This window comes from Streptomyces broussonetiae, assembly GCF_009796285.1.
Taxonomy (GTDB): domain Bacteria; phylum Actinomycetota; class Actinomycetes; order Streptomycetales; family Streptomycetaceae; genus Streptomyces; species Streptomyces broussonetiae.
The window spans coordinates 3,822,219-3,847,964 of sequence record NZ_CP047020.1 but is presented as its reverse complement, the minus strand read 5'-3'; the positions used below and the strand labels follow the sequence as shown (position 1 = coordinate 3,847,964).

23 protein-coding genes and 1 tRNA gene are annotated in these 25,746 nt (G+C 73.4%); 11 read left to right on the top strand and 13 right to left on the bottom strand.

The genetic code is table 11. The features are described from left to right. The first annotated feature begins 19 nt into the window (after positions 1–19). On the top strand, positions 20–514 hold the full coding sequence (locus GQF42_RS17820; RefSeq protein WP_158921112.1) for a DUF3830 family protein: 495 nt from the start codon (positions 20–22) through the stop codon (positions 512–514). Here the strand turns inward: GQF42_RS17820 and GQF42_RS17815 are convergent. Both GQF42_RS17815 and GQF42_RS17810 read right to left on the bottom strand, forming a co-directional pair. Next, the gene (locus GQF42_RS17815) at positions 495–1,901 is read right to left on the bottom strand and encodes an amidase (RefSeq protein ID WP_158921110.1); all 1,407 of its coding nucleotides are present in this window, start codon (positions 1,899–1,901) and stop codon (positions 495–497) included. The genes GQF42_RS17820 and GQF42_RS17815 overlap by 20 nt on opposite strands. 15 nt (positions 1,902–1,916) lie before the next feature. Continuing rightward, positions 1,917–2,867 carry a D-2-hydroxyacid dehydrogenase gene (locus GQF42_RS17810; RefSeq protein ID WP_158921108.1) on the bottom strand — a complete coding sequence of 317 codons (951 nt, stop codon included), beginning with the start codon at positions 2,865–2,867 and terminating at the stop codon, positions 1,917–1,919. A gap of 131 nt (positions 2,868–2,998) precedes the next feature. On the opposite strand from GQF42_RS17810, the gene GQF42_RS17805 reads away from it, so the two are divergent. From GQF42_RS17805 to GQF42_RS17795, 3 genes are all read left to right on the top strand, one after another. Further along, positions 2,999–3,796, top strand: a complete 798-nt coding sequence (locus GQF42_RS17805) for a maleate cis-trans isomerase family protein (protein WP_158921106.1) — start codon at positions 2,999–3,001, stop codon at positions 3,794–3,796. Then, the gene (locus GQF42_RS17800; RefSeq protein ID WP_158921104.1) at positions 3,793–4,524 is read left to right on the top strand and encodes a maleate cis-trans isomerase family protein; all 732 of its coding nucleotides are present in this window, start codon (positions 3,793–3,795) and stop codon (positions 4,522–4,524) included. Before GQF42_RS17805 ends, GQF42_RS17800 begins: the two co-directional genes overlap by 4 nt. 71 nt (positions 4,525–4,595) lie before the next feature. Further along, complete coding sequence (locus GQF42_RS17795) at positions 4,596–5,693, top strand: LLM class flavin-dependent oxidoreductase (protein WP_158921102.1); 1,098 nt, start codon at positions 4,596–4,598, stop codon at positions 5,691–5,693. Positions 5,694–6,051: 358 nt separating this feature from the next. On the opposite strand, the gene GQF42_RS17790 is transcribed toward GQF42_RS17795, so the two are convergent. After that, positions 6,052–7,851, bottom strand: a complete 1,800-nt coding sequence (locus GQF42_RS17790; protein WP_158921100.1) for a putative bifunctional diguanylate cyclase/phosphodiesterase — start codon at positions 7,849–7,851, stop codon at positions 6,052–6,054. Positions 7,852–8,178: 327 nt separating this feature from the next. Here GQF42_RS17790 and GQF42_RS17785 point away from each other — a divergent pair, with 327 nt between their 5' ends. Continuing rightward, positions 8,179–9,432: a M6 family metalloprotease domain-containing protein gene (locus GQF42_RS17785; protein ID WP_199272713.1), complete on the top strand. Its 1,254-nt coding sequence runs from the start codon at positions 8,179–8,181 to the stop codon at positions 9,430–9,432. A 125-nt stretch (positions 9,433–9,557) separates the two neighbouring features. On the opposite strand, the gene GQF42_RS17780 is transcribed toward GQF42_RS17785, so the two are convergent. The 7 genes from GQF42_RS17780 to GQF42_RS17750 form a co-directional block, all read right to left on the bottom strand. Further along, positions 9,558–9,631: transfer RNA gene (locus GQF42_RS17780), tRNA-Lys, on the bottom strand. Then, complete coding sequence (locus GQF42_RS17775; RefSeq protein ID WP_158921098.1) at positions 9,622–10,191, bottom strand: hypothetical protein; 570 nt, start codon at positions 10,189–10,191, stop codon at positions 9,622–9,624. The genes GQF42_RS17780 and GQF42_RS17775 overlap by 10 nt, the downstream gene beginning before the upstream one ends. A gap of 169 nt (positions 10,192–10,360) precedes the next feature. After that, on the bottom strand, positions 10,361–10,729 hold the full coding sequence (locus tag GQF42_RS17770) for a hypothetical protein (RefSeq protein ID WP_158921096.1): 369 nt from the start codon (positions 10,727–10,729) through the stop codon (positions 10,361–10,363). A 106-nt stretch (positions 10,730–10,835) separates the two neighbouring features. Further along, the gene (locus GQF42_RS17765; RefSeq protein WP_158921094.1) at positions 10,836–12,173 is read right to left on the bottom strand and encodes an AAA domain-containing protein; all 1,338 of its coding nucleotides are present in this window, start codon (positions 12,171–12,173) and stop codon (positions 10,836–10,838) included. Continuing rightward, positions 12,170–13,759, bottom strand: coding sequence for a hypothetical protein (locus GQF42_RS17760; RefSeq protein ID WP_158921092.1), 1,590 nt, complete (start codon positions 13,757–13,759; stop codon positions 12,170–12,172). Before GQF42_RS17760 ends, GQF42_RS17765 begins: the two co-directional genes overlap by 4 nt. Beyond that, positions 13,750–14,928 carry a hypothetical protein gene (locus GQF42_RS17755; RefSeq protein ID WP_407699497.1) on the bottom strand — a complete coding sequence of 393 codons (1,179 nt, stop codon included), beginning with the start codon at positions 14,926–14,928 and terminating at the stop codon, positions 13,750–13,752. Before GQF42_RS17755 ends, GQF42_RS17760 begins: the two co-directional genes overlap by 10 nt. Then, on the bottom strand, positions 14,825–15,769 hold the full coding sequence (locus GQF42_RS17750) for a phosphatase PAP2 family protein (protein ID WP_158921090.1): 945 nt from the start codon (positions 15,767–15,769) through the stop codon (positions 14,825–14,827). The genes GQF42_RS17755 and GQF42_RS17750 overlap by 104 nt, the downstream gene beginning before the upstream one ends. Positions 15,770–16,013: 244 nt before the next feature. Here GQF42_RS17750 and GQF42_RS17745 point away from each other — a divergent pair, with 244 nt between their 5' ends. Continuing rightward, positions 16,014–16,610: a histidine phosphatase family protein gene (locus tag GQF42_RS17745; RefSeq protein WP_158921088.1), complete on the top strand. Its 597-nt coding sequence runs from the start codon at positions 16,014–16,016 to the stop codon at positions 16,608–16,610. 75 nt (positions 16,611–16,685) lie between these two features. Here GQF42_RS17745 and GQF42_RS17740 read toward each other — a convergent pair whose 3' ends face one another. Further along, on the bottom strand, positions 16,686–18,179 hold the full coding sequence (locus GQF42_RS17740; RefSeq protein ID WP_199272712.1) for a hypothetical protein: 1,494 nt from the start codon (positions 18,177–18,179) through the stop codon (positions 16,686–16,688). 208 nt (positions 18,180–18,387) lie between these two features. On the opposite strand from GQF42_RS17740, the gene GQF42_RS17735 reads away from it, so the two are divergent. Further along, positions 18,388–18,807, top strand: a complete 420-nt coding sequence (locus GQF42_RS17735; RefSeq protein ID WP_158921087.1) for a hypothetical protein — start codon at positions 18,388–18,390, stop codon at positions 18,805–18,807. 34 nt (positions 18,808–18,841) lie between these two features. Further along, positions 18,842–19,723, top strand: a complete 882-nt coding sequence (locus GQF42_RS17730) for a spermidine synthase (RefSeq protein ID WP_158921085.1) — start codon at positions 18,842–18,844, stop codon at positions 19,721–19,723. Between the two features lie 26 nt (positions 19,724–19,749). Here the strand turns inward: GQF42_RS17730 and GQF42_RS17725 are convergent, their stop codons facing one another. Beyond that, positions 19,750–20,256 (bottom strand): hypothetical protein, encoded by a 507-nt coding sequence (locus tag GQF42_RS17725; protein WP_158921083.1) that lies wholly within the window; start codon positions 20,254–20,256, stop codon positions 19,750–19,752. A 100-nt stretch (positions 20,257–20,356) separates the two neighbouring features. On the opposite strand from GQF42_RS17725, the gene GQF42_RS17720 reads away from it, so the two are divergent. The 3 genes from GQF42_RS17720 (at position 20,357) to GQF42_RS17710 (ending at position 24,070) form a co-directional block, all read left to right on the top strand. Continuing rightward, positions 20,357–21,082, top strand: coding sequence for a response regulator transcription factor (locus GQF42_RS17720; protein ID WP_158921081.1), 726 nt, complete (start codon positions 20,357–20,359; stop codon positions 21,080–21,082). Continuing rightward, positions 21,079–22,470 carry a sensor histidine kinase gene (locus GQF42_RS17715; protein ID WP_158921079.1) on the top strand — a complete coding sequence of 464 codons (1,392 nt, stop codon included), beginning with the start codon at positions 21,079–21,081 and terminating at the stop codon, positions 22,468–22,470. The genes GQF42_RS17720 and GQF42_RS17715 overlap by 4 nt, the downstream gene beginning before the upstream one ends. Before the next feature lie 133 nt (positions 22,471–22,603). Beyond that, on the top strand, positions 22,604–24,070 hold the full coding sequence (locus GQF42_RS17710) for a glycoside hydrolase family 18 protein (protein ID WP_158921077.1): 1,467 nt from the start codon (positions 22,604–22,606) through the stop codon (positions 24,068–24,070). A 182-nt stretch (positions 24,071–24,252) separates the two neighbouring features. On the opposite strand, the gene GQF42_RS17705 is transcribed toward GQF42_RS17710, so the two are convergent. Continuing rightward, positions 24,253–25,701, bottom strand: a complete 1,449-nt coding sequence (locus tag GQF42_RS17705) for a GH1 family beta-glucosidase (protein WP_158921075.1) — start codon at positions 25,699–25,701, stop codon at positions 24,253–24,255. Positions 25,702–25,746 lie beyond the last annotated feature (45 nt).

Below are 25,746 nucleotides of genomic sequence, written 5' to 3'. Positions count from 1 at the left end.
GGTATGCACCCTGGTTCTCATGGCCGATCGATTCGTCACTGTCTCCCTCGACAAGCGGGACGTGCGCTGCACGGCCCGCCTCCTGACCGACCGCGCGCCCCTGACCTGCGAGGCGGTGTGGGAGGCGCTGCCCCTGTCCGGCGACGTCTACCACGCCAAATACGCGCGCAACGAGATCTACGCCCTCTTCCCGCCGTTCACCTCCACGGAACCCCCACTGGAGAACCCGACGGTCACCCCGATTCCCGGCGATCTGTGTTACTTCTCCTTCGCCGGTGCCGAACTGGGTACGAAGGCCTACGGCTACGACCGCGAGGTCCGCCCCGGCAGCACGGTCGTCGACCTGGCCCTGTTCTACGAGCGCAACAATCTGCTCCTCAACGGGGACGTGGGCTGGGTGCCGGGCATCGTCTGGGGCCAGGTGACCGACGGCCTCGACCGGATGGCCGAGGCCTGCAACGACCTGTGGCGGACCGGAGCGGCGGGGGAGACGCTCAGTTTCCGGCGGGCGTGACGCTCGCGGGGGCGGCGGCTCCCGCCTCGTACAGCGCGTGCGCCGCCCGCAGCACCAGATCGTCCCGGTGCCGGGCGGCGACGAGCTGCAGTCCCACCGGCAGACCGTCCCCGTCGAGCCCCACCGGGACGGTCGCCGCCGGTTGCTGGGTCAGGTTGAACGGGTACGTGAAGGGCGTCCACCCCGTCCAGCGCCGGTGCGGCGAACCCGCCGGCACCTCGGCGCCCGCCTCGAACGCCGTGATCGGCAGCGTCGGCGTCACCAGCAGGTCGAACGTCTCGTGGAAGCGCCCCATGCGCCGCCCGAGGTCCATCCGGACGTCCACCGCGGCCAGGTACTCCAGCGCGCTGTACCGGGCCCCCTGGACGCAGATCTCCCGCAGGCCGGGGTCCATCAGCTGCCGCTTGCGGGGGGAGAACCGCTCGGTGAGCCGGGCCGCGCCGCTGAACCACAGGGTGTGGAACGCCTCCACCGGGTCGCTGAGGTCGGGATCGGTCTCCTCGACGTACGCGCCGAGGTCGGCGAGGCGCGCCACCGTCCGCCGTACCGCCGCCGCGACCGCCGGCCGGACCGCGACCTGCCCGCCCAGGCTGGGCGAGTACGCCACCCGCAGTCCGCGTACGCCGCCCTTGAGGGACTCGGTGAAGGAGCCCGGCGCGGCGGGCAGGGCCGACCAGTCGCGGGCGTCCGGCACCCCGACGACGTCGAGCAGCAGCGCCGCGTCGGCGGCGTCCCGGGTCATCGGGCCCGCGTGCGACAGCGTGCCGAACGCGCTCGCCGGGTACAGGGGCACCCTGCCGTACGTCGGCTTCAGGCCGAAGATGCCGCAGAACGCGGCCGGGATGCGGATGCTGCCGCCGCCGTCCGTGCCCAGGGACAGCGGGCCCGCGCCGAGCGCGACGGCTGCCGCGCTGCCCCCGCTGGAGCCGCCCGCGGTCCGGGACGGGTCGTGCGGGTTGCGGGTGATGCCGGACAGCGGGCAGTCCGTGACGCCCTTCCAGCCGAACTCGGGGGTCGTGGTCTTGCCGAGGAACACCGCGCCGTGCTCGCGCAGCCGGGCCACGGAGGGCGCGTCCTCGTCCCAGCTTCCCTGCTCGGCAATGGTCTTCGAGCCGCGCAGGGTCGGCCGGCCGCGCAGCAGGAGGATGTCCTTCACCGTGACCGGCACACCGTCGAGCAGCCCGGCCGGCTCACCGCGCCGCCATCGCTCGGTCGACTCCCGGGCCCGGGCGAGCGCGTCCTCCTCGGTGAGCCGGACGAAGGCGTTCACCTCCGGCTGGATCCGCCGGGCTCTGGCCAACGTCTGTTCGGTCGCCTCCACCGGGCTGAACTCGCCCTTGCGGTACCCGTCGAGGAGCTGGACGGCGGTCAGGTCGGTGAGCTGCATGCACCCTCCCAGAGGTCAGTGACCGGGCACGTAGCCACGTTTCTTGTCGACCACGTTCGCCAGTGATCTGCCCGCCGCCCACCGCTCGTACAACTCCACGAACTGGTTTGCCAGTTCGTCGCGCCAGCCGATCGTGTCGCCGCTCATGTGCGGGGAGACGATCAGCCCGGGCAGGCCCCACAGCGGGCTGTCCCCGGGGAGGGGCTCGGTCGTGAAGACGTCGAGGGCCGCGCCCGCGATCCAGCGCCGGGTCAGGGCCCGGGCCAGGGCGTCCTCGTCCACGAGCGGCCCGCGCCCGACGTTCACGAAGAACGCCGAGGGCTGCATCACGCCGAACCGGTGGCTGTCGAACAGGTGGAACGTCTGCTCGGTGAGCGGCGCGGCGGCGATCACCCAGTCCGCGCGGGAGATCAGCCGGTCCAGGTCGGCCGGGCCGTGGATACCGGTCCGCGGGACCCGCCCGACCAGCGCCGTCGTCACGCCGAGGGCCTTGAGCGTCCGTACGATCGCCCGGCCGATCGGGCCCGAGCCGACCACGCACGCGCGCGTGCCCGCCACCCGCCGGCTCTCCCGGTGCCGCCAGGCCCGCTCCCGCTGGTGCTCCAGCGTGAGTGGAAGATCCTTGGCGACCGCCAGCACCAGCGCCGCCACGTACTCGGCGATCGCCTGGTCGAAGATCCCGCGCGCGTTCGTCACCACCGTGTCCGACGCGGCCAGCTCCGGGCACATCAGATGGTCCACACCCGCGCTCGCCGTGTGCACCCAGCGCGGCCTCGGCCCGTCCCCCGGCCAGGCCTCGCGCACCGCGTGCGAGGTGAAGTCCCACACCAGCAGCACGTCCGCCCCCGGCAGCCGCTCGGCCAGACGGGCCGCGTCGGTGTGCACGATGCGGGCGCGTCCGGTGAGGCGGCCGAGCCGGGGCGGCGGGTCGGCGTCCAGGACGAGGAGCGTGGGAGGGGTCGTCATACAGGGCGGCTCCGGGCGTCTGACATGCACGGATTATGCGCGGATTGACCACGCTCGCACCCGAACCTACCTTCGTCAACACGGGCGCACTCGCGATCCGTTGCCCACTCGTCGTGAGGCCGGTGCCAGTCATGGACGTTTCCTTTCTGGGCGGACCCCGTCCGCAGCGCGGTGTGGGGGTCGTCGCCCCTTTTGACTTCGCCCTCGACCGCGAGCTGTGGCGCTGGGTGCCCGACGAGGTGTCGCTGCACCTCACGCGCACTCCCTATGTGCCGGTCGAGGTGAGTCTGGACCTGGCCAGGCTGGTCAGTGAGCACGAGACCCTCGGCGACGCGGTCCGCGCGCTGACCGCCGTCGCCCCCGAGGTCGTCGCCTACGCCTGCACCTCCGGCAGCTTCGTCGGAGGGATCGCCGGGGAGCGGGCGATGTGCGCGGCGATGAGCCTGGCCGGGGCGCCGCCCTCGGTGACGACCTCCGGGGCGCTGCTGGAGGCACTGGCCGAGCTGGCCGTACGCCGCATCGCACTGGTCACGCCGTACACGGTGTCCGTCACCCGGGTGCTGGAGGAGTTCGTCGCCGAGTCCGGCGTGCAGGTCACCGGGTGCGCCTTCATGGGGCTGACCAGCCACATCTGGAAGGTGCCGTACAAGGACGTCGTCGCCATGGCCCGGCGGGCGGTCCGCCCCGGCACCGCCGACGCGCTGTTCATCTCGTGCACCAATCTGCCGACGTACGACGTGATCCCCCAGCTGGAGGCCGAGCTGCGCATCCCGGTGCTCTCGGCCAACCAGGTCACGATGTGGGCGGCGCTGCGCAAGCTGGGTACCCGAGCCGTGGGGCCCTATCAGGCACTGCTGGACGAATCGGCGCGCGCCTGGCCCCCCGCACCCCCGGTACGGCCGGAAGAGACGCAGGAAGGCTGGACATGACCGCACTCGGATTCCTCTACCCGGGCCGCTCCGGCGAGGACGACTACCCGCGCATCGAGCAGCTCCTCGGCAGCAACATCAGGGTGGACCTGGTCCACACCGACATCGGCGAGGACGCGCACCGGGTGGATGCGCTGCGCGAGATGGGCTCCGCCGAGCGGCTTGCGGCGGGGGTGGAGGAGCTGCGGCGCACGGGCGCGGAGACGGTGGTGTGGGCGTGCACCAGCGGCAGCTTCGTGCACGGCTGGGAGGGCGCCCGGGACCAGGTGCGCTCCCTGGCCCAGGTGGCCGGGATGCCCGCCTCCTCGACGTCGTTCGCCTTCGTGCACGCGGCCCAGGAGATCGGGGTACGGCGGGTCGCGGTCGGGGCGACCTACCCGCAGGACGTGGCCGCACTGTTCGGGCGGTTCCTGCAGGCCGGCGGTCTGACGGTGACCGGGGTGCGACCGTCGGGGATCGTCACGGCCGCGGAGGTCGGCACGTGGGGCGAGGCGGAGGTGCTGGCGCTGGCGCGCGCAGCCGACGCGGCCGAGGCCGAGGCGGTCCTGCTGCCGGACACGGCCCTGCACACGGCCGCGTATCTGCCCCTGCTGGAGAAGGAGCTGGGCAAGCCGGTGCTCACGGCGAACCAGGTGACGGTGTGGGAGGGGCTGAGGCTGGCCGACCGGCGGGTGAACGCGCCCTCGCTCGGGGTCCTGTTCACCCGGGAGCCGATCGTCCAGGTCTGAGACCGGAATAAACGGAGACCGTCTCCTGTTGGACGGGGCGGACAGCCACGCCACGAACAGGAGGCCACACCGTGTCGGCAGACGAGGCAGACGAGATCCGGGGTACGACGCACGGCACCGCCCCCGTCCCCCTCTCCGTACTGGACCTGGTGACCGTCGGCGCGGGCAGTACCGCCGGTGACGCGCTGCGCACCAGCGTGGCGTTGTCCCGGTACGCGGAGGCCCGGGGTTTCCACCGGTACTGGGTCGCCGAGCACCACTCCATGCCCGGCGTCGCCTCCTCCTCGCCCGCCGTGATCCTCGCTCACCTCGCCGCCCACACCGACCGCATCCGGCTCGGCTCGGGCGGCGTGATGCTGCCCAACCACGCCCCGCTGGTGATCGCCGAGCAGTTCGGCACGCTGGAGGCGATGGCGCCGGGCCGCATCGACCTCGGCCTCGGCCGCGCCCCCGGCACGGACGGCGCCACGGCCGCGGCCCTGCGCCGCAGCGACACCCCGGGCGAGGGCGCCGACGACTTTCCGCAGCAGCTCGCCGAGCTGATCCGGTTCCTGGACGACGACTTCCCCGACGGGCATCCGTACGGCCGTATCCACGCGATCCCCGGGCCGGTGCAGGCCACCACCCCCGGCGGCGTCCAGTCCCCGCACCGGCCGCCGGTCTGGCTGCTCGGCTCCTCCGGCTTCAGTGCCCGGCTCGCCGGGATGCTGGGCCTGCCGTTCGCCTTCGCGCACCACTTCTCGGCGCAGAACACCATCCCGGCCCTCGACCTGTACCGGGAGACCTTCCGCCCCTCCGCGGTCCTCGACGAGCCGTACGCCCTCATCGGCGTCTCCGCCCTCGCCACCGACGACCCGCGCGAGGCCCGCCGCCAGACCCGGGCCATGGCCCTGAACATGCTCCGGCTTCGCACCGGCCGCCCCGGTCTCTTCCCCGACCCGGCCGAGGCCGAGAAGCACGAGTTCAGCCCCATGGAGGAGGAGTTCATCACCTCCTGGACGGCCAACATCGTGCACGGTGCCGCCGACGAGGTCCGCTCCGGCCTGGACGACCTCCACAAGCGCACCGGCGCCGACGAGCTGATGCTCGTCTCCCACGCCCACCGCGGCGAACTGCGGCTGCGCTCCTATGAGTTGATCGCGGACGCCTACGGCCTGCCGGGCGCCTGACGCCGCACCGCGAGCGGTGCCGGGGGCCGGCCCCGGCACCGCACCCGTCTGCGGTCACCGCCGCCGCGGGGACAGCACCGGCACCGCCGTCGTCAGCGGCCCGGTCCGTCGGCAGGACGTGGTGAAGTCCCACGAGCGCAGGGCCTTGCGTGGCGGCGATCGCCGTGGGCACGGCCCTGCCCACGGAGCCGACGCACAGGTGCATCCGCGTCGGCCCGCCGCCGAGCCCCGCTCCGTCCCGCCGCCGGTCGGCGCGCGGGGCGAGCCCGGGCGGGGCCGCCGTCGCCCGGCCCCCGGACGGTCATGTGACGGACGCCGTCCGGGGCTTCGTGCGGGCCTGTGCCGAGGTGCGGGACGGTCAGGGCTGGGGGCAGGCCGGGGTGCCGAGCAGCTCGGAGATACGATCCGGCGGCACCGGCCGGGAGTACAGCCAGCCCTGGCCGGTGTCGCAGCCGATCCGGCGCAGCCGGGTGGCCTGCGCGGAGGTCTCGACGCACTCGGCGGTGACGGTGATGCCGAGCCGGTGGGCGAGCTGGATCATCGCCTCGACGACGACCTCGTCGGCGGGGTTGGGGGCGATCGCCTTCTGGTCTCCCTCGTACTGGAAGCCGCGCACGAAGGAGCCGTCCAGCTTGAGTGTCGACACCGGCAGTCGGCTGAGGTAGGCGAGGTTGGAGTAGCCGGTGCCGAAGTCGTCGATGGCGATCCGCACGCCCATGTCGCTGAGGGCCTGCAGTGCCTGCAGCGGGCGGCCCGCCGAGCCCATCACCGCCGACTCGGTCAGCTCCAGCTGGAGCAGGTGCGGGGCGAGCCCGGTCTCGGCGAGGACCTCGGCCACGTCGGCCACCAGGTCGGAGTCCCACACCTGCCGTACGGCCACGTTGACGCTGACGAAGATGGGCGGCTCGCCGGGGCGGGCCAGCTGCCAGCGACGGGCCTGCCGGCAGGCGGTCCTCAGCGCCCAGCGGCCGAGCTGCACGATCGAGCCGTCCTCCTCGGCCAGTCCGATGAACCGATTCGGCGTCAGTGTGCCGAACTGAGGATGATTCCAGCGGATCAACGCCTCGACCCCGGCGAGCCGCCCGTCCTCCATGCCGACCAACGGCTGGTACTCGAGGGCGAATTCGCCGCGCTCGATGGCGGGGCGAAGGGTGGAGGACAGGGCCTGACGGGTCATCCGGTGGGCGTTGCGCTCAGGGTCGAACAGGGTCCAGCGGGCCTTGCCGTCGGCCTTCGCCCAGTACAGGGTCGTATCGGCGGCCTGCATCAGGCCGGTGGCCGTCGTACCGGCCGCGTGGCGTTCGACGACCCCGATGGACGCGGTCAGTGACAGGCGCTGGCCGGCCAGGTCGAAGGGGTCCTCGAGCGCCTTGAGCGCCGACTCGGCGAGGTCGGCGAGCTGTTCGGTGCCGGTGGAGTCCTCCACGAGCAGCGCGAACTCGTCGCCGCCCAGCCGGGCCACCAGGGGAGTGGCGGCGCGTGCGTAGCCCGCCTTGTCGGCGACCCGGGTCAGCCGCTCGGCGACCGCCGCGAGCAGCCGGTCGCCGACCCGGTGGCCGAGGGTGTCGTTGACCGCCTTGAACCCGTCGAGGTCCAGATAGCACAGGCCGACCCGGCCGGTGCCGCTCTGCTCGTACGACTCCGCCTCCAGCGCGGCCGTGAGCCGCTCGAAGAACAGGGTGCGGTTGGGCAGCCGGGTCACCGGGTCGTGCATCTGCAAATGCCGCAGCCGCGCCTGGAGTTCGCGGCGGGCGCTGATGTCGGCGACCGACAGCAGCACCCCGGGCTCCTCGCCGGCCAGCGGGGCGACGGTGACCTGCGCCCACACCGAGTGCCCCTCGGGGTGTTTCAGCCGGCGGGTGCAGCGCAGCCGGGCCTGCCGGCCGCGCAGGACCTCGCGGTAGGCGTGCCAGCTGCGGGCGTCCGAGGCCAGGTCCACCAGATCGGCGGCGACCCGGCCGGGCAGGGTGTCCGTCGCGGCACCGAGCAGCTCCCCGAAGGCCGCGTTGGCGCTGACGACAAGGCCCGCGCGGTTCACGACGGCCATGGCGACCGGGGCGGCCGCGAAGACACGATGGTAGGTGGTGTGGTCACTGTCTGTGACGGCTGACCGGTCGAGGTCTGCCGCGGGCGTCGGCCCTTCGGACGTTCCGCTCACCGCTCGCTCCCGCAGTGCACTCGATCTCTGTCCGTGCCGGAAAGTGTGCCGATCATAGAGGCTGGCCCCGGGCCCTTCCAGCCACTCTCCAGTGTCCCGGATGGGGCAAGGGTTCTGACAGATCGTTTCTGCCCGCACCTGGACAGGTTCTTGGGGCCCTCGACCAGTTGTGACGTTCCGTGAGTGTTACGGGGTGTCGAGCGCCGTCGCGCGCCGGTGCACGGAAGGGCGCACTCACCCTTCTGGTGCCGAAAAACAGGGCATAACTCAACATAGCCGCTCAATCTGGAATGCGGGTCCCGCGAACCGCGTCCGGAGGTCAAGTCCGTGCTCAAGCTGCGCAGTACCGCCGCCGTGTGCACCACGCTGTCGGCGCTCGCCGCCACCTCGATCTTCAGCGGCCCCGCGGTCGCCGAACCCTTCTCCACCGCCCCCTGCGCCCTGCACCGCACCGACGCCCACCACTCGGAAGGCGTCGACACCTGGAACCCGGACTACACCCGCCCGACCGGCACCCTCGACGCCGTCCTGGTCTTCCTCTCCTTCCCGGACGCCACCCCGCGCACCAGCCCCGCCCAGCTGACGGCCGATCACTTCCCCCTCACCAGCCGCTACTACGAGCAGGCCTCCTACGGCCGCTTCACCCTGCGCCCGCACCCGCTGAACCACTGGCTGCGCATGCCGAAGTCCTCCGCGGCGTACGCCATGAAGCGCGACTGGAGCGCCGAGGACCGCGGCACCTATCTTCGGGACGCGTTCGCGGTGGCCGACCCGGAGGTGGACTTCTCCCGTTACCAGGTCGTGTACTTCGTCGCCGACCCGGACGCGCCCGGCGTCGACTCGGACGCCACGAAGGTCGTCAACCTCGACACGCCGGTGCACGTCGACGGCACGGACGTCCAGCGCGTCGTCACGGTCTTCGAGAAGCACCCGCCGGACCGGCTGGTCCTCGCCCATGAGACCGGCCATGTCTTCGACCTGCCCGACCTCTACCACCGTCCGGTCGACGGCAAGGGCGACTGGGACACCTACGTCGGCGACTGGGATCTGATGGGCAGCCAGTTCGGCCTCGCGCCCGACATGTTCGCCTGGCACAAGTGGAAGCTGGGCTGGCTGGATCCGCGCCAGGTGGTGTGCGTGCGCGGCACGCGCGGGACCCGGCTGACCCTGGAACCACTGGAGGCCGGCCCGGGCGTACCGGTGCAGGGCACGGCCGGCGCCCCGGCCTTCGGCCTCGGCCACGGGGTGAAGCTGGCGATCGTGCGCACCGGCCCCGACAGTGCCCTGGCCTTCGAGCTGCGCGGTGCGGCCGGCAACGACGCGGCCGCCTGCCGTGGGGGCGTGCTGGTGTACCGGATCAAAGGCGCCGCGGAATCCGGCGGCGGCCCGGTGGAGGTCGTGGACGCCCACCCGAACACCGAGGCCTGCTGGGAGAACTCGGTCTACCCGCCCCTCGCCGACGCCCCGGTCGCCCTGGGCGAGAGCTTCACGGTGCCCGGGGAGGGCGTGAAGGTCGAGGTGGAGGGCCGGACGGCGTCGGGGGCATGGACGGTGAAGATCACACCGGGGGTGCAGGGCTGAGTGCTGTGCGTACGGCCGCCGTGTGTATGACCGCTGTGCCTACGACCGCTGTGCCTATGACCGCTGTGTGTATACGAAAACGGCGGGCCTGATTCTTTCGAATCGGACCCGCCGTTTCCTTCGCGTGCGCCGCCAGGGACTCGAACCCCGGACCCGCTGATTAAGAGTCAGCTGCTCTAACCAACTGAGCTAGCGGCGCCTGCTGACGTCGTAGACCTTAGCATCCTGATCCGCGGGAGGAAAAATCGATATCCGTACGGCAGCCCGGGCGGCTCGTACGGCTGCCCAGAGCACCACTTCCGGCCCCGGCAGCCACGGATGCCGCTGGTCCGGCGCCACCAGCCAGCGGGAGTCGCCCGTGGCGCCGCTGCCGGCCGGGGCGGGGACGGTCACCGCGTCGCCGGTGCCGTGGCACAGCAGTGGCGGCACCGCGGCCGTACGGTGCGTGCCCCACTCCTCCCACGCCAGCAGCGAGGGCAGCCGCTGGGCCGTGCCCGGAGCGGCGAACAGCAGCGTGCGGCCCCGGAACACCGCGACCGGACCCGAGCCCGGCCCCTCGTCCCATAACTGGTCCAGCATCCGGCGTCCGAAGATCGAGGGCGCGCTCACCACGTCGAAGGCCGTGCCGCAGGGCAGGGCGAGCGGAACGTCCGGCCGGTCCTCCCAGTGCGCCAGCGTGCTGCGCGGATACGTGGCGGCCGAGGCGAGCCAGGCGACGCCGTCGGAGGTGACTCGGGTGACGTTCGGAGCGCTGGTCATGACACCCAGATGTACCGGGGGTGAGCGGATCGTTCTTCTGAGTTGCCGAAACCCGGGACAACAGGGGTGGAGGAGGAGTATCTTGCCCGCCTGGCATATGCCAGAGGGGTTTACTTATGAGCCGGACTCATGGGTGCGGGCCCATGGGCGCCGCGGCATGGGCGCCGGGTCACACGGGGTCGGCGGTCGTCCGCCCCTCGCTGTCGCCCCGCATCAGGTCCCGGCCGAATTCGACCATCTTCTTCGCATAGTCCTCGGTCCACTCCGCGCGCTCGGCGATGTCGGCCGGGGTGAGCCGGTCGAAGCGGCGCGGGTCGGCGAGCTGGGCCGCCGCGATGGCCTGAAACTCCACTGCACGGTCGGCGGCCGCGCGGAACGCCTGGGTCAGCTCGGTCGCCCGGGCCAGCAGCGCCCGCGGATCCTCGATCGACTCCAGGTCGAAGAAGTGCTCGGGATCGGTGGCCGCCTCCACCGGCTCGAAGATCAGGGGCGCGGGGCGTAGCCGCGGTTCGTTGCGACGCGGCGTGGGCTCCGCCATGTCTTCTCTCCTCCTCGTACGGTTCGCTGGGCACCACCTGCAGGTGGGCCACCGTCCATTGTCCCGCGCCCTCGCAAGGGGCCCTCGGGAGTACCGCCCCAAGGCCTCACGGCCGCCAGAGCACCCGGTGTTCCGCCAGATGGGTGAGGACAGCGTGGTTCGCCTCCCAGCCGTCCGGGAACTTCACCAGCGTGCCCAGCTGGACCGGTTCCGTGGACGGGTAGTCGTCCAGGAGGTCGCCCACGCCGGCGCGGCAGACCACGATGCACGCGTGGCGGTGCCGGGACGCGAGGACGCACAGGCGGCCGGTCTCCAGGTGGAAGGCGGTGGCGTCGGGGCGGCCGGAGAGCGGGTGCAGGACGACCGTGACGTCGTACTCACGGCCCTGGAGACGGTTGGCCGTGTCGACCGTCACGTCCGCCACGCCCAGCTCGGCGAGGGCCGTGCGGACCGCCGCCGCCTGGTCGCGGTGGGCCGTGCCGACGGCGATGCGCTCGGCGGTCAGGGGGGAAGGGTCCGGCGCGCGTTCGGAGACCGCCGCTCCGCCGCGCTCGAGCAGGCGCCGTACGACCGTGGCCACCGCGCGGACCGCCTCCGGGTCGGTGCGCGGGGTGTGCCGGGCGGGCAGTTCCAGCAGACCCCAACCGGAGTCCGCCGCCTCGTCGATCACCCGGTCGGGGCCGGAGCCGTCCGAGGGGACGGCGAAGGCGAGGCGGCGGTCGCCGTGGTCGGTGCCGCTGCGGAACGGGGTGTAGGGGTAGAACGCGTCCGAAACCAGCGGCGCCGCCGAGGCGGGCAGCCGCCAGGAGACCGGCAGGCGGTGCTGGGGAAGGGCCGGGTTGTGCGCCAGGAGCGTGGTCACCGCCGAGGCCGACGGGTCGTACGACAGGCCCGCCCACTGCTCGCTGCCGACGATCGCGAACGGGTCCAGCTGCCCCGGGTCGCCCACGAACAGCGCCCGCTCGAACAGGCCGGCCACGGCCAGCAGGGAGTCCGAGCGCATCTGGTACGCCTCGTCCACGATCGCGTGCCGCCAGGGCTCGTCCACCGTCACATGGGCCCACTTCGCGGCCGTGGAGAGGACGACCGGAAGGCCCTTGAGGTCGGCCGCCTTCGCGGACGTGCGGACGTGGGGCAGGCCGTCCAGCGCCGGGTCGTAGGCGTCCGCGTCGCTGCTGTGCAGGCGGCCGACCGGCAGCTGCGGACTCTTCTCGGCGAGCCGCAGGACCAGGTCGTCCACCTGGGCGTTCGTCTGCGCCACCACCATCAACGGGCGCCCGGCACCGGCCAGTTCGAGGGCCGCGCGGACCACGAGCGTCGACTTGCCGGCGCCCGGTGGCGAGTCCACCACCACACCGCGCTCGCTGCCGTGCAGGGTGTCGTGCAGGATCGCGTCGGTGGCGCGGGCGGCGGCGGCCCCGGGGTCGAAGTCGACCGTCGTCACAGCACGTCCTCCTCGGTCACGGCGTCGGGCGCCTCCGGCGCGGCCTCGCCCGGCGGGCCGCCGTGCGTCCACGGGGTCTCCTCCGGATCGGGCAGCTTCGGGCCGCCGCGCTGCTCGTGCTCGAACAGGGTGAAGCAGAGCCGGTCGCCCTTCTGCGGCACCGAACCCGGCTCCGGCTCCCTGCCACGTCCCATCTTGTCCAGGACGCGCAGCACCAGCACCCCGTCGGCCTCCTGCCCGGCGACCTCCGCCGCCTGCGGCTTGCCGCCCAGCGAGCGGTACACCTTCGCCCGCTCGGCCGACTGCGGCCGGTCGTCCGTGCGCACCGTCACCAGCGGACGCGGGCTCGGCCGCTTGCCCTCGCTGTACGCCATGACGACATCGATCACCTCACCCGCGAACGCCTCCCCGGCCAGCCTGCGGCCCGCCATCACCAGCGGGTCGTCCAGCGCCTCCTGCGCCTCGAGCCGGGCCTGCTCACGCTCGCGCGTGGCCAGCTTGTTCGCCGCCGTCACCGCGTCGTCCCGGCGTGGCTGCGGGGGCTCGCCGGCCAGCACCCGGTCCCGGTGCCCGGTGAACGACCAGCGGTCCCGCGTCCAGCGTTCCTCGACATGCGCCCCCTGCGGCAGCGCCCGCAGCAGGTCCAGGCCCCGCCACACCGCGTCCCAGGTGGGGCGGGTGCGGCTTTCCACCAGGTCGCGGATCTCCCGCTCGGCCACGGTGAGCGCGGCCAGCCGGTCGTCGGCGGCCACGGCGTCCTCGGCGGCGGCGAGCGCGGCACGCGCGCGGTCGTAGCGCTCGATCGCGGGAGCCAGCAGCCTGTTGTCGAACGCCGGGTCGGTGGCCGGGCCGGCCGGCGGACACCGCAGCTGGCCGTCGGCGTCCCGGGCCAGCTCGGCAGCGCGCGCGGCCTCGGCACCGGACGTCCCCCCGGGAGGGTCGATCCAGGCGAGCAGCGCGCCCAGATGCTGGTCCTCCAGGCCGGACTGGCCGGTCGCCCAGTGTCGGGACAGCACATCCGTGAGGGCCAGCAGCAGCGAGGAGCCGGGGACCCGGGCCCGCTCGCCGTAGTGGGTCAGCCAGCGGCCCAGCAACGGGACGCGCGGCGGCGCCGGATGGGGAGTCTGCGGGTCCTGCTCGGCCGTACGGCGAAACCGCATGGAACGCCCGAGCAGCCGGACGAAGTCCAGGCCCGCGCGGCTCGGCACGATCAGCTGGGGCGCGTCCGCGCACAGCTCCACCTCGACCTTGACCCGCTTGCCGGTCTGCGGGTCGGTCTCGGTGCGCTCGGCCGCCTCCACGGACTGCGCGTGCGCGTCGACGTACGGCAGGACGACGTCCGCCAGCTCGGCTAGGAACCCGAACCGCAGGTCACGGTCGCGGGGCTGCGGTACGACCAGCAGGCGGGGCGCGTCGCGGTCGGTGCCGACCAGGGCGCCGAGCGGGGCGCCGGCCTCACCGGCGGTGGTGAGCGGCACGAACACCAGGGGGCGCTCGGACAGGTGCCGGTGCCGGACGGTCGCGACGGGCCGGGCCCGGCCGCTGCCGACGGCCTCGAGCCGGGCGAGGGTGGTGATCAACGACATGCGGCCACCCCCTCCAGCGCTTCGGCACGCAGCGCGGCGGCCCGGCGCAGGGCTGCCACCGCCGGGTCGTCCGGGTCGCCGCTCTCGCCCCGGGCCGCGGCGAGGACGTCCTCGACCGTGGCCAGGCCGCCCAGCTCGGCGCGCAGTGGCCGGCCGAGGCGGGTGACGGCCCCCGCCTCGTGCGCGCGGTCCCGGCAGTGGAAGGCCAGTTCGCACGCGGCCAGGCACTCCGGCGCGTACGCCGCCGGGACCGCGGCCACGGCCGCCGTCAGCTCCTCGGCACTGCGCTCGGGCGCGAAGCATGTGCCCTCGGGCAGGGCCTCGGCGATCTCCTCGATCCGGGTGAGCCGGGCCAGCTGGCGGGCGGTGACCGCCCGTTGCTTGCGCACGTCCACGGCGGATCCGGTCGCCAGGTTGGAGAAGTCCCTGGGGCACACCAACAGCACCCGGTGCCGCACGCGCGGGGGCGGATCGAGCCGGGCGGCGACCTCCTCCAGGGCCAGCACGTACACCGCCGCCTGGCGGGCCGCCGCGCCGACCTTCGACGGGTCCGCCGCACCGTCCAGCATCGGGAAGGACTTGATCTCCGCCACCGACCAGCTGCCGTCGGGGTGCACCACCACCGCGTCCGGCTCCAGGAAGGCGAGCGAGCCCGCCACGTCCAGCGCCAGCATCGGGTGGTCCAGCAGCGTCCAGCCGCCCGCGCGCGTGGCCTCCCGCAACGCCAGCGCCGTACGCGCCGTACGCCCCTGCGGGCCGTGCGCGCTCAGGTCGGGCACGGCGGCACCCTCCGGCGGCTCCGCGGCCGGGTCGAGCCGGGCGTGCGCCAGGCGCAGCAGCTCCGCGCCGCCGTCCGCCTTCACCCGCGCCTCGAACGCGTTGCCCCGGGTCAGCGCGAACTGCGACTGCCCGAAGCCGGACGGCGCGCCCAGCGCGCTCGCCAGCCGTGCCTTGTCCACCCCGGCGCCGTCCAGGATCGCCCGTCTGCGGCAGCCGGGGTTGGCGGCGAGCGCCGCGAGGGCACGCGCGTCCAGGGCCTTGGCCGGTACGTCGGGACCGCGCAGCTCAGCGAGCCGGTGCCGCAGCCCCTTCTCCCTCGTCGCTGGGGGAGGTGTCCGCTTCGGCCCCGGCGCCGGGCCGCGACTCGCGCTGCCGTGGAATTCGCTCACCCGCGGAAGTCTGGCATCCGCCACTGACAATCGGGGAGCCCGTGCCGTCCGTGGCCGGTGTGCGGCGCGGGAACAGGCGGGCCCGCAGCCAGTCCAGAACCCGCATCACGCGCGGCGCCAGCAGGTGGCCGACGCCCATGACGGCGACGCCCGCGACCGCGTCCAGGAAGTAGTGGTTGGCGGTGCCCATGACCACGAGCGCGGTGCCCAGCGGGTAGAGAACACCGAAGACCTTCGTCACGCGCGTGCCGCCGTGCCGCCACAGCATCACGCCGCACCACAGCGCCCAGCCGACGTGCAGGCTCGGCATCGCCGCGTACTGGTTGGTCATTCCGCCCAGCCCGCGCGGGGCGCTGGCCTCGCCGCCCCACCAGCCGTACGAGCTGTAGTGGGCCATGGTGTCCACGAAGCCCTGTCCGGCGGAGAGCAGTCGGGGCGGGCAGGTCGGCACCAGTGTGAAGCCGATCAGACCGATGAACGTGGACGTCATCAGCCAGGTGCGGGCCCGCCGGTAGTGCTCGGAGCGGGCTGTGAACAGCCAGACCAGGATGGCGGGCGTGATCAGGTAGTGCAGCGAGGCGTACCAGAAGTCGGCCGGCACACCGAGCCAGGGCTCGCGCGTGAACAGCCGGTTGAGCGGGTGCTCGGCGTTCAGGTGCAGGGCCTTCTCGAAGCGCAGGATCGCCAGGCCGTGGTCGACGGCCGAGGCGACGTCACCGCGCGCGAGCAGGCGGCCGGCCGAGTAGCAGCCGTAGACCAGCAGGATCAGCGGCAGCTCGGTCCACCAGCGCAGCCGGGCAGACGGGGCCCCCTCGGTGCCCGGTGTCTCGGTCTGCGGCATCCGGCTGTCCTCCCCCTCGTTTGCGGTGCGGCCCGCCCCGCAGGGCGACCGTGCCACTTTACGGCGTCCGTACATCGCCTCTGCGGGCACTCCCTCTTCGCTCGAGGGTTGCCCGAGCGTTCGCCCAGGCGATGCGGCCGCGCGGGCGCTCAGCCCTCGAAGACGCCGAGATCGCCCACGGGGTTGCCCCGGTACGGGGTGAGCGATGATGGAGGGGTTCCCTTCGCACCCGGAAAGGTCTCCCATGGCACCGCGCATCCTGCTGGCCCGGCACGGACAGACGCAATGGTCACTGTCCGGCAAGCACACCGGCAGGACCGACGTTCCGCTGCTGGAGGAGGGCCGGCGCGGAGCCAAGCTGCTCGGCGAGCGCCTTTACCGCACCCCGCTGGACGGGCTGCCCGACGTGGAGGTGCGCACCAGCCCGCTGCTGCGCGCGCGTGAGACCTGCGAACTGGCCGGCTTCGGCGAGCGTGCCACCCCCTGGGACACGCTCATGGAGTGGGACTACGGTGCCTACGAGGGCCTGAAGCCGGCCGAGATCCAGGCCCTGCGGCCGGGGTGGCTGATCTGGCGGGACGGGGTGCCCGAGGGCGAGACCGTCGCGGAGGTCACCGCGCGCGCGGACGCCGTCGTCGACTGGGCCCGCTCGGCCGACCGCGACGTCCTGGTCTTCGCCCACGGCCACATCCTGCGCTCCATAGGCGCCCGCTGGCTGGGTCTGCCCCTGGACTTCGCCGCCCGCATCCGCCTCAACCCGACCTCGTTGTCGGTCCTGGGCTGGGCCTACGGGGAGCCGGCGATCGAGAGCTGGAACGACACGGGGCACCTGGCGGTCTAGGAGGCGCACCCCAAGGGGCAGGAGCGCAGGGACTGCGCGAGCAACCACAACGCACCCGCACTCCGCCCCCTTTGGTCAGACCCTGCCCGCCCTCGGCACGGAGGCATACCGGTCCAGGAAGTCGGAGACCCCCGACGCCCGCCGGTGCGGCAGCAGAACCCGTGCCGTACCGGCCAGCATGCTCTGAATACGGGAGGACTGGACCTGGTCCAGCAAGGTGAGCACGCGCAGCCCCGCCTGCGCCGCCTCGTCGGGACGGCCCTCGCGGGCGAGGTCGTCGGCCAGTTCGGCGGTGTACAGCGCGATGTTCCGGGTGAAGTGAGGATCCTGCAGATGCGCCGCCCGGCGCGCGTGCCGCGACGCCCGCCGCCAGTCGCCCAGCGTCGACCAGCACTGCGCCTCCAGCCCCTCCAGCTCGGCCTCGCCGTAGAAGCTCATCCACTCGGGGTCGGCTGCGCAGTGCCCCCGCGCGAAGAGGGCATGGGCCCGGGCGAGAGCCTGCTCACAGCCGGTGCGGTCGGCGAGCCCCGCCCAGCCGCCCGCCTCGCGCAGCGCGAGCAGGGACAGCAGGCGGGGTGAGCCGAGGGGGCGGGCGGCGCGCTGGGCGGCCTGCGCCGCGCGGACCGCCTCCCGGGGGCGGCCGGCGTCCCGTGCCAGGAACGCGGTGTTGCAGAAGGCGTGCGCCTCCAGTCCCGCGTCCCCGGTCATACGGGCCGTGGCCAGCGCCTCCGCGTAGTGCGAGCGGGCGTCCTCGGAGCGGCCGGAGTCATGAGCCAACCAGCCCACGGAGATGGCCAGTTCGCCGGCGCCCGAGTGCAGCCGGTCGGCGGTCGTCTGCCGGGTGGCGCCGGCGTCCAGCAGCGCGAAGGCCGCGCGCAGCGGAGCCGCCGCGCGCCGGTAGAGGCCGTCCGCGCCGTGCCGGTCGTCGAGCAGCCGGATGCGGCGTACGGCCTCCTCGACCGCGGTCACCTCGGGGGTGCCGGGCCGCCCCGGGGGCCTGATCGCGGCCGCGGCGTCCGTGGTGAGCCCCCATGGGCCCAGCGTGACGGCGGCCACCGTGGCGCCTCCGCCGGTCATGAATGCGCGACGCAGCACGTCGCTCTCCTCGTGGTTCAGGTGGTCGTTCTCGTACGGCTCGTGCGGGTCATACGGCTCGTGCGGGTCGTACAGGCGGTGCGGGTCCTGCTGGTCGTACGTGTGCTCCAGGTGGTCCTGCGACTCATACGGATCGCAGGTCCCCGGTGACTCACCGGGGGCGTCCGCTGCCGGGCGTGCCGCCCGGCCGCGGACGGACGAGCGGGGCGCGAAGCCCAGGTCGGTGAGCGTGCGCCCGGGGAACATGTGCAGGAACACCCGCTCGTAGGCGTAGTTCGGGCAGCGGATCTCGCCTGCCTCGACCCTGCCGACGTAGCGCGCGTCACAGCTCACCCGCTCACCGATCTCGCGCGCGGCGCGCCGTACGAGCGCCGCGAACTCGGCCGGTGACCGCCTGCCGCGCAACTGCCGGAAGGCGAGGTTGGGCCGGGGTGGCCGTTCGGGCTGTGACGAGGTCACGGTTGACGACGCCATGGCCGGTCCTCTCGTGCGAACCGTCGAACCGGGCATGAACGTACCCGCTGTGACGGACCCGCCACGCGCTGTTTGGCTACAAACCGGATATCTCATCCACGATCTGCCATGAAGTGCCATCCTTTGCGGCGCACTTGTGCCGTAGCCGTTGACGGGCTCGCGCGTTGAATCGGTTGGACCGCAACAGTGCTGTGTGGTGGAGGCCGGCATGGAGACCAGCCAGAGCAACGAACCTTGTACGCCACCGTCGCCTTCGCCGGACGAGGGGGACGACGAAGACGCAGCGGGCTGCGACCTCGTGACGGTGCCCGCCCGGCAGGGGCTGGAGGCGGTCGACATCCTGCGGCGCGGCTCCGGTGAGTCGGTGGGGCCCGTCCTGCACGACGACGGCTGCGACACCCTCGGCTTCCTGGTCCCGGCCGGCACCGCGGCCTGCTGGGACGTACCGGGCAGCACGTGCACCGGGACCGACGGGCGCGGTATGCGGCTCAACCCCGAGCCGCCGGTCGAGGGCTCCGACTGGCTGCTGCCGCCCGGCGAGGCCGACCTCGCCACCGACCCGGTGGTGCTGCGCAAGGCGCTCGGGGAAGCGGCCCGGCTGATCGAGGCGGCCGACAGCCGCCGCTGAGGCACCCGGCCCCGGCACCTGCGACAATGGTCCGATGGTCAGGGCGTCCGCGAAAACACGGCACACACGGCGCAGGGCAGCGGCCGTCGAGGCCGTGGTGGAGGCGGTCGACGGCGGGCTCGCCGAGCTGGTCCCCGACCCGGACCGCGGCCGGGCCTGGACCCTGCTGGTCGACGGTGCGCCCCAGTCGCACGTCGACCTGGACGACCCCGCACATCTCTCCTTCGAGTACCAGCGCCGCCTCGGCCATGTCATCGACCTCGCCGCCCCGCCCGGCCGGCCCCTGCACGTCGTGCACCTCGGGGGCGGCGCCTTCACCCTCGCCCGCTATGTGGCCGCCACCCGGCCCCGCGCCACCCAGCAGGTCGTCGAGCAGGACGCGAGCCTGGTCCAACTGGTGCGCAGGGAGCTGCCGTTGGATCCGAACGCCCGGATCAGGGTGCGTTCGGCGGACGCGCGCGCGGGGCTCGGCAAAGTGCCGGACGGCTGGGCGGACCTGATCATCGCCGACGTCTTCAGCGGCACCCGCACCCCGGCGCATCTGACCTCCACCGAGTTCCTGGACGAGGTCCGCCGGGCGCTGAAGCCGTCCGGGGTCTACGCCGCGAACCTCGCCGACGGCCCGCCGCTCACACATCTGCGCGGCCAGATCGCCACCGCCGCCGCCCGGTTCGCCGGACTCGCGCTGATCGCCGACGCGGCCGTCCTGCGCGGCAAGCGCTTCGGCAACGCGATCCTCGTGGCCTCGGACGCCCCGCTGCCGCTCGCCGAACTCACCCGGCGCGCCGCCTCCGACCCGCACCCGGGCCGCGTCGAACACGGCAAGCCGCTCACCGACTTCACCGGCGGCGCGGCTCCCGTGACGGACGCGGCGGCCGTGGCCTCCCCGGCGCCGCCGCCTTCGGTGTTCCGCTGAGCCTCCCGCGCCGATCGGCGCCGCGGTCAGTAGTTCCCGACCTCCACATGCGGCGGCCCGTCGTGCCAGGTGCAGAACACCGACACCCGGTCCGTGCCCCGGCTGAACTCCACCCGGATCCAGGTCGCGGTCTTCCACACCTGCATCGACCAGCCGGTCCCCGGGGTCGCCGAGACGAGCGTGGCGTCGGCCGTGCCCAGCTCGAACACCGCCCGGCCGCCGGTGGTGTCGTACGCCTTGACCTGGCCGGATGCGGTGGCCGTGGCGGAGGCGGAGGGGCTCGGCGGACGCGTGGGCGTGGGGGACGGCGTCGCCGGGCCCGTCGAGGGCCGCTTCGACGGGGACGGCCGGGGCGTCGGCGGGGCCAGGGCCTTCGAGCCCTGCGTGGTGGCGTCGCCGTCCGTGATCGGCAGGGCCCGCGGCGGGTCGTACGCCGTGCCCGCCATGACCGTGTGCACACCCCACCACGACAGCGTCACCGCCGCTCCCGTCGCGAGCAGCCACGCCATCACCGGTACGAGTCCTCTGCGCATCGGGGGCCATACTGCCTCACGACCCACACGGGTTGTCCACAAGCCCGGAGTTGTCCACAGGCCCGGACCGGGTCGGTCCGCATGGCGTACGGTGCGGCGCATGGCAAGTGTGCTCGTGGTCGAGGACGACCAGTTCGTACGCTCGGCGCTCATCCGGCATCTGACCGACGCCGCACACACCGTGCGCAGTGTCGGTACGGCACTGGAGGCGCTGCGCGAGGTCGCCCATTTCCGTTTCGACGTGGTCATCCTGGACCTCGGACTGCCGGACCTGGACGGCTCCGAGGCGCTCAAGATGCTGCGCGGCATCACCGACGTGCCGGTCATCATCGCCACCGCCCGGGACGACGAGACGGAGATAGTCCGGCTGCTCAACGCCGGGGCGGACGACTATCTGACCAAGCCGTTCTCGGTCGAGCACCTCTCCGCCCGGATCGCTGCCGTGCTGCGCCGCTCCCGCGCCGCCGGCGCCGAGGCCCCGCCCTCCCCGGTGCTGCGGGTCGGCGGTCTGACCGTGGACCCGCTGCGCCGCCAGGCCGAGCTGGACGGCGCCCGCCTCGACCTCACCCGCCGCGAGTTCGACCTGCTCGCCTTCCTGGCCGGTCGGCCCGGGGTCGTCGTCCCGCGCAAGGAACTGCTCGCCGAGGTCTGGCAGCAGTCCTACGGTGACGACCAGACCATCGATGTCCATCTGTCCTGGCTGCGCCGGAAACTGGGGGAGACGGCCGCCCGGCCGCGCTATCTGCACACCCTGCGGGGCGTGGGCGTGAAGATCGAACCGCCTGTCGAGGACGGGGCCGACGGGGTCGGGGGGCCGGCGCGATGAGGTGGGCCCTGGTCAAGGTCTGCCTGGCGGTCACCACGATGGTCGTGGTCGCCTTCGCGGTCCCGCTCGGGCTGGTCGTCAAGGAGATGGCCCGGGACCGGGCGTTCTCCAATGCCGAGCGGGAGGCCGCCGCCGTCGCGCCCGCGCTGTCCATCACCACCGACCGGGACAAGCTGGAGCGGGTGGTGGCCTCCGCGGGCGCCGACTCAGGGATGGCCGTGCACCTGGCCGCCGCCGACGGCCGCCCCGCGCTCGACCTCGGCAGACAGCGCGCGGCCGACCGCGACATCCAGGCGGTACGAAGAATGGGCCGGGCCTCCACGTCCTCCGTGCCCGGCGGCTCCACGCTGCTCCAGCCGGTCGCGCTCAGCTCCGGCACCATCGCGGTCGTCGAGGTCTACGTCCCCGAGTCCGAGGTGAGCAACGGCGTCGGCACGGCCTGGGCTGTGCTCGCCGCCGTCGGCCTCGCGCTGATCGTCGGCTCGGTCGCGGTCGCCGACCGGCTCGGGGTGCGGATGGTGCGGCCCGCGCAGCGGCTGGTGCGCGGGGCGCACGAGCTGGGCGAGGGCAGGCTGGGCGCCCGGGTTCCGGAGGACGGGCCGACCGAACTCCGGCTCGCGGCCGTCGCGTTCAACTCCATGGCCGACCAGGTCGTCCAACTCCTGGCGAACGAGCGCGAGCTGGCGGCCGACCTCTCGCACCGGCTGCGCACCCCGCTGACCGTGCTCCGGCTCAACGCGGCCTCTCTCGGGGCCGGACCGGCGGCCGAGCAGACCCGGGCGGCCGTCGCCCAGCTGGAGCGCGAGGTCGACACCATCATCCGCACGGCCCGCGAGGCCAAGCCGCAGACGGCCGCGGCCCTGCCCGGCGCCGGGTGCGACGCGGCCGGGGTGGTGCGCGAGCGCATGGAGTTCTGGTCCGCGCTCGCCGAGGACGAGGGCCGCAAGTGGCGGGTGGCCGGCGTGGACGGACCGGTGCGCATACCCGTGGCCCGCGCCGATCTGGCCGCCGCTCTCGACGCCCTGCTCGGCAACGTCTTCCGGCACACCGCCGAGGGCACCGCCTTCGCGGTCGACGTGCACAACGGCGAGGACGCGGTGATCGTGCTGGTCTCCGACGCGGGCCCCGGCATACCCGACCCGGACGCCGCGATGGCCAGGGGCCGCGGCTCGGGCAGCGCCGGCTCGACCGGCCTGGGCCTCGACATCGTGCGCCGGCTCGCCGAGTCCACCGGCGGCGACGTCCGGATCGGCTCCTCGGTGCTGGGCGGCACCGAGGTGCGGATCTGGTTCCAGCTGGACGGACGGCGGCCGGTGGGGCGCGGGCACCGCGGGTCGGTGCGCAGGCGCCGATCGGGCAAACCGGTCCCGACCGGTCTCGACCATTAACCGTCCCCGATCCCTTCCTTAAAGGCACCCTAAGGTCTTCAACCGCCGCCCCGATCAGGCGGTTTGTCCGATTCCGAATCGCTAGCGTGCTGCCGCACCCCACCCCCCGTGAACAGCGAAGGCAGGCACGCGCATGAGCACGCACCGGCGCAGGATCAGTGGCAGGAACAAGGCGATCGGCGGCCTCGTGGCCGCAGCCGTCGTCGGCGGCGGCGCGGTCCTGCTCACCGGCACCGCGAACGCGGCCGGTGTGAACGCCGCGTACACCAGGACCAGCGACTGGTCGACCGGTTACACCGCCCAGTACGTCGTCACCAACAACAGCAGCGCGCAGGAGAAGTCCTGGACGCTGGAGTTCGACCTCCCGGCGGGTGCCAGGCTCAGCTCGCTGTGGAACGGCGAGTCGAGCGTGAGCGGCTCGCACGTCACCGTCAGGCCGGCGAAGTGGGACACCGAAGGCCTCGCCCCGGGCAAGTCGGTGACGGTGGGCTTCGTGGTCGACGGCAGCGGCGCCCCGACCGGCTGCCGTATCGACAACAGCCAGTGCTCCGCGGACGGCGGCGCCACTCCCGAGCCGAGCGGACGTCCGACCGGGACCCCGTCGCCGGCCCCCACCCCGACCGCCACCAGGACCTCCACCCCCACCCAGAGCGCGACCCCGACCCCGACCGCCTCGCAGACCACCGGCAGCGGCAGCGGCACCACCGCCTCCGCCGGCTTCGCCCCCTACGTCGACACCTCCCTCTACCCGGCCTTCGACCTGGTCGGCGCCGCGGACGCGACCGGGGTGAAGAACTACAACCTCGCCTTCATCACCGACGGCGGCGGCTGCACCCCCAAGTGGGGCGGCGTGACCGACGTGACCAGCGACGCCGTGGCGGCGCAGATCGGCTCGCTGCGCGCCAAGGGCGGTGACGTCCGGGTCTCCTTCGGCGGCGCCTCCGGCTCCGAGCTGGCCACCACCTGCTCCTCCGCCGACGCGCTGGCGGCGGCGTACGGCAAGGTGATCGACGCCTTCAAGCTCACCAAGGTCGACTTCGACGTCGAGGGCGGCGCGCTGCCGAACACGGCGGCGAACACCCTGCGGGCGCAGGCGATAGCGAAGCTCCAGGCGCAGCACCCGGGCCTGGACGTCTCCTTCACCCTCCCGGTGATGCCCGAGGGCCTCACCCAGGACGGCGTGAACCTGCTGTCGAACGCCAAGTCCAACGGCGCGAAGATCGGCACCGTCAACATCATGGCGATGGACTACGGCTCCTCGTACAGCGGCGACATGGGCGACTACGCCCAGCAGGCCGCCACCGCCACCCAGGCCCAGATCAAGGGCGTGCTCGGGCTGTCCGACTCGGCCGCCTGGAAGGCCGTCGCGGTCACCCCGATGATCGGTGTCAACGACGTCTCCTCCGAGATCTTCAAGGTCGACGACGCCACACAGCTGGTGGGCTTCGCCAAGTCCAAGGGCCTCGGCGGCCTGTCGATGTGGTCCGCCGCCCGCGACAAGCAGTGCGACGGCGGCGCGAAGAACTCCGCCGACCCGACCTGCAGCTCCATCGTCCAGGACAAGTTCGCCTTCTCGAAGGCGTTCGGCGCCTTCAACTGACCGCTCCTGCACTGTGGACCGAGCGCGGCATCCCTCCAGGGTGCCGTGCCCGGCCCGGTACGCACCCTGCCCCACGACGGCCGTGCCCGGCTCCGCGGCGGCTGCGCCCCGCTCCCCGACGGCCGCGCCCGGCCCTGCGACGGCCGTGTCCGGCTCCTCGGCGGGCCGCGCCCCCTCCCTCGTCAGGTGGCGGAGGCCACCGGTGGCAGCGTTCCCGTCCGTGCCACCTCCGCATACCACCGTGCGCTCGACTTCGGGGTGCGCTTGAGCGTCGTGTAGTCCACGTACACCGCGCCGAACCGCCTGCCGTAGCCGTACGCCCACTCGAAGTTGTCCATCAGTGACCACAGGTAGTAGCCGCGCACATCGGCGCCGTCGGTGAGCGCCCGGCGGAGCGCCGACAGGTGGCCGTGCAGATAGGCGATGCGCTCGGGGTCGTGGACGCGGCCGTCGGGGTCGGGCTTGTCGTCGTAGGCCGCGCCGTTCTCGGTGACGTACAGCGGGAGATTCGGCGCCTCGCGCGAGTAGCGCATGATCAGGTCGTACAGGCCCGTCGGGTCGATCGTCCAGCCCATCTGCGTGCGCTCGCCCGGTGTCTGGTGGAACAGCACGTCGTCGGCGCCCGGCCAGGGGGAGTGGTCGCCGGCGCCGTGGCCGTCCGCCCGCGGGCCGGTGACCTCGCCGGATCCGGCCGAGACCAGGGCCGGGGTGTAGTAGTTCAGGCCCAGCGCGTTCAGCTTGGCGCCCGCCGTGCGCAGATCTCCGTCCAGGACGTACGACCAGTCGGTGACCGACGCCGTCGCCGCGAACAGCGACTCGGGGTAGGCGCCGTGCAGCATCGGACCGTGGAAGATCCCGTTGGCCAGGTCGTCGATCCGGCGGGCCGCGGCCAGGTCGGCCGCCTCCTGCGACTTCGGCCGCACCACCGAGGAGTTGAGGCTGACCGCGATCCGGTTGCGGGCGGGCATCACCGAGCGCAACGCCGAAGCCGCCAGCCCGTGGGCGAGGTTGAGGTGATGGGCGGCCCGCAGCGAGGCCGCGGCATCGGTGCGGCCGGGTGCGTGCACCCCGGAGCCGTAGCCCAGGAAGGCGCTGCACCAGGGCTCGTTGAGGGTGGTCCACAGCTCCACCCGGTCGCCCAGCGCCTCGCCTACCAGGCGTGCGTACTCGGCGAACCGCAGCGCGGTGTCCCGCTCCGGCCAGCCCCCCGCGTCCTCCAGCTCCTGCGGCAGGTCCCAGTGGTAGAGGGTGAGCGTCGGCATGATGCCGTGCCGCAGCAACTCGTCCACCAGCCGGCGGTAGAAGTCCAGGCCGCGCTGGACCGCCGGGCCCCGGCCGGTGGGCTGCACCCGGGGCCAGGAGACCGAGAAGCGGTACGTGCCCAGGCCCAGCTCCGCCATCAGCGCCACGTCGTCGCGGTAGCGGTGGTAGTGGTCGACCGCGATGTCACCGGTCTCGCCGGCGGCCGTCCGGCCCGGCGTATGGCTGAAGGTGTCCCAGATCGAGGGGGTGCGGCCGTCCTCCCGCACCGCCCCCTCGATCTGGTACGCCGAGGTCGCCGCGCCCCACAGGAACGCGGGCGGGAACGTCACGGGGGGTACGGACGGCAGGGCGGAGGCGGATTCAGGCATGGAAGCGCTCCCATATGAAGTGGTCGAAGACCGGTGAGGTGAAGG

What these genes read in the sequence shown, in the direction of transcription:
- GQF42_RS17820 (WP_158921112.1), top strand. Translation starts at nt 20, where the DNA reads ATGGCCGATCGATTCGTCACTGTCTCCCTCGACAAGCGGGACGTGCGC.
- GQF42_RS17815 (WP_158921110.1), bottom strand. Translation starts at nt 1,901, where the DNA reads ATGCAGCTCACCGACCTGACCGCCGTCCAGCTCCTCGACGGGTACCGC.
- GQF42_RS17810 (WP_158921108.1), bottom strand. Translation starts at nt 2,867, where the DNA reads ATGACGACCCCTCCCACGCTCCTCGTCCTGGACGCCGACCCGCCGCCC.
- GQF42_RS17805 (WP_158921106.1), top strand. Translation starts at nt 2,999, where the DNA reads ATGGACGTTTCCTTTCTGGGCGGACCCCGTCCGCAGCGCGGTGTGGGG.
- GQF42_RS17800 (WP_158921104.1), top strand. Translation starts at nt 3,793, where the DNA reads ATGACCGCACTCGGATTCCTCTACCCGGGCCGCTCCGGCGAGGACGAC.
- GQF42_RS17775 (WP_158921098.1), bottom strand. Translation starts at nt 10,191, where the DNA reads ATGACCAGCGCTCCGAACGTCACCCGAGTCACCTCCGACGGCGTCGCC.
- GQF42_RS17770 (WP_158921096.1), bottom strand. Translation starts at nt 10,729, where the DNA reads ATGGCGGAGCCCACGCCGCGTCGCAACGAACCGCGGCTACGCCCCGCG.
- GQF42_RS17760 (WP_158921092.1), bottom strand. Translation starts at nt 13,759, where the DNA reads ATGTCGTTGATCACCACCCTCGCCCGGCTCGAGGCCGTCGGCAGCGGC.
- GQF42_RS17750 (WP_158921090.1), bottom strand. Translation starts at nt 15,769, where the DNA reads ATGCCGCAGACCGAGACACCGGGCACCGAGGGGGCCCCGTCTGCCCGG.
- GQF42_RS17745 (WP_158921088.1), top strand. Translation starts at nt 16,014, where the DNA reads ATGGCACCGCGCATCCTGCTGGCCCGGCACGGACAGACGCAATGGTCA.
- GQF42_RS17740 (WP_199272712.1), bottom strand. Translation starts at nt 18,179, where the DNA reads ATGGCGTCGTCAACCGTGACCTCGTCACAGCCCGAACGGCCACCCCGG.
- GQF42_RS17735 (WP_158921087.1), top strand. Translation starts at nt 18,388, where the DNA reads ATGGAGACCAGCCAGAGCAACGAACCTTGTACGCCACCGTCGCCTTCG.
- GQF42_RS17730 (WP_158921085.1), top strand. Translation starts at nt 18,842, where the DNA reads ATGGTCAGGGCGTCCGCGAAAACACGGCACACACGGCGCAGGGCAGCG.
- GQF42_RS17725 (WP_158921083.1), bottom strand. Translation starts at nt 20,256, where the DNA reads ATGCGCAGAGGACTCGTACCGGTGATGGCGTGGCTGCTCGCGACGGGA.
- GQF42_RS17720 (WP_158921081.1), top strand. Translation starts at nt 20,357, where the DNA reads ATGGCAAGTGTGCTCGTGGTCGAGGACGACCAGTTCGTACGCTCGGCG.
- GQF42_RS17715 (WP_158921079.1), top strand. Translation starts at nt 21,079, where the DNA reads ATGAGGTGGGCCCTGGTCAAGGTCTGCCTGGCGGTCACCACGATGGTC.
- GQF42_RS17710 (WP_158921077.1), top strand. Translation starts at nt 22,604, where the DNA reads ATGAGCACGCACCGGCGCAGGATCAGTGGCAGGAACAAGGCGATCGGC.
- GQF42_RS17705 (WP_158921075.1), bottom strand. Translation starts at nt 25,701, where the DNA reads ATGCCTGAATCCGCCTCCGCCCTGCCGTCCGTACCCCCCGTGACGTTC.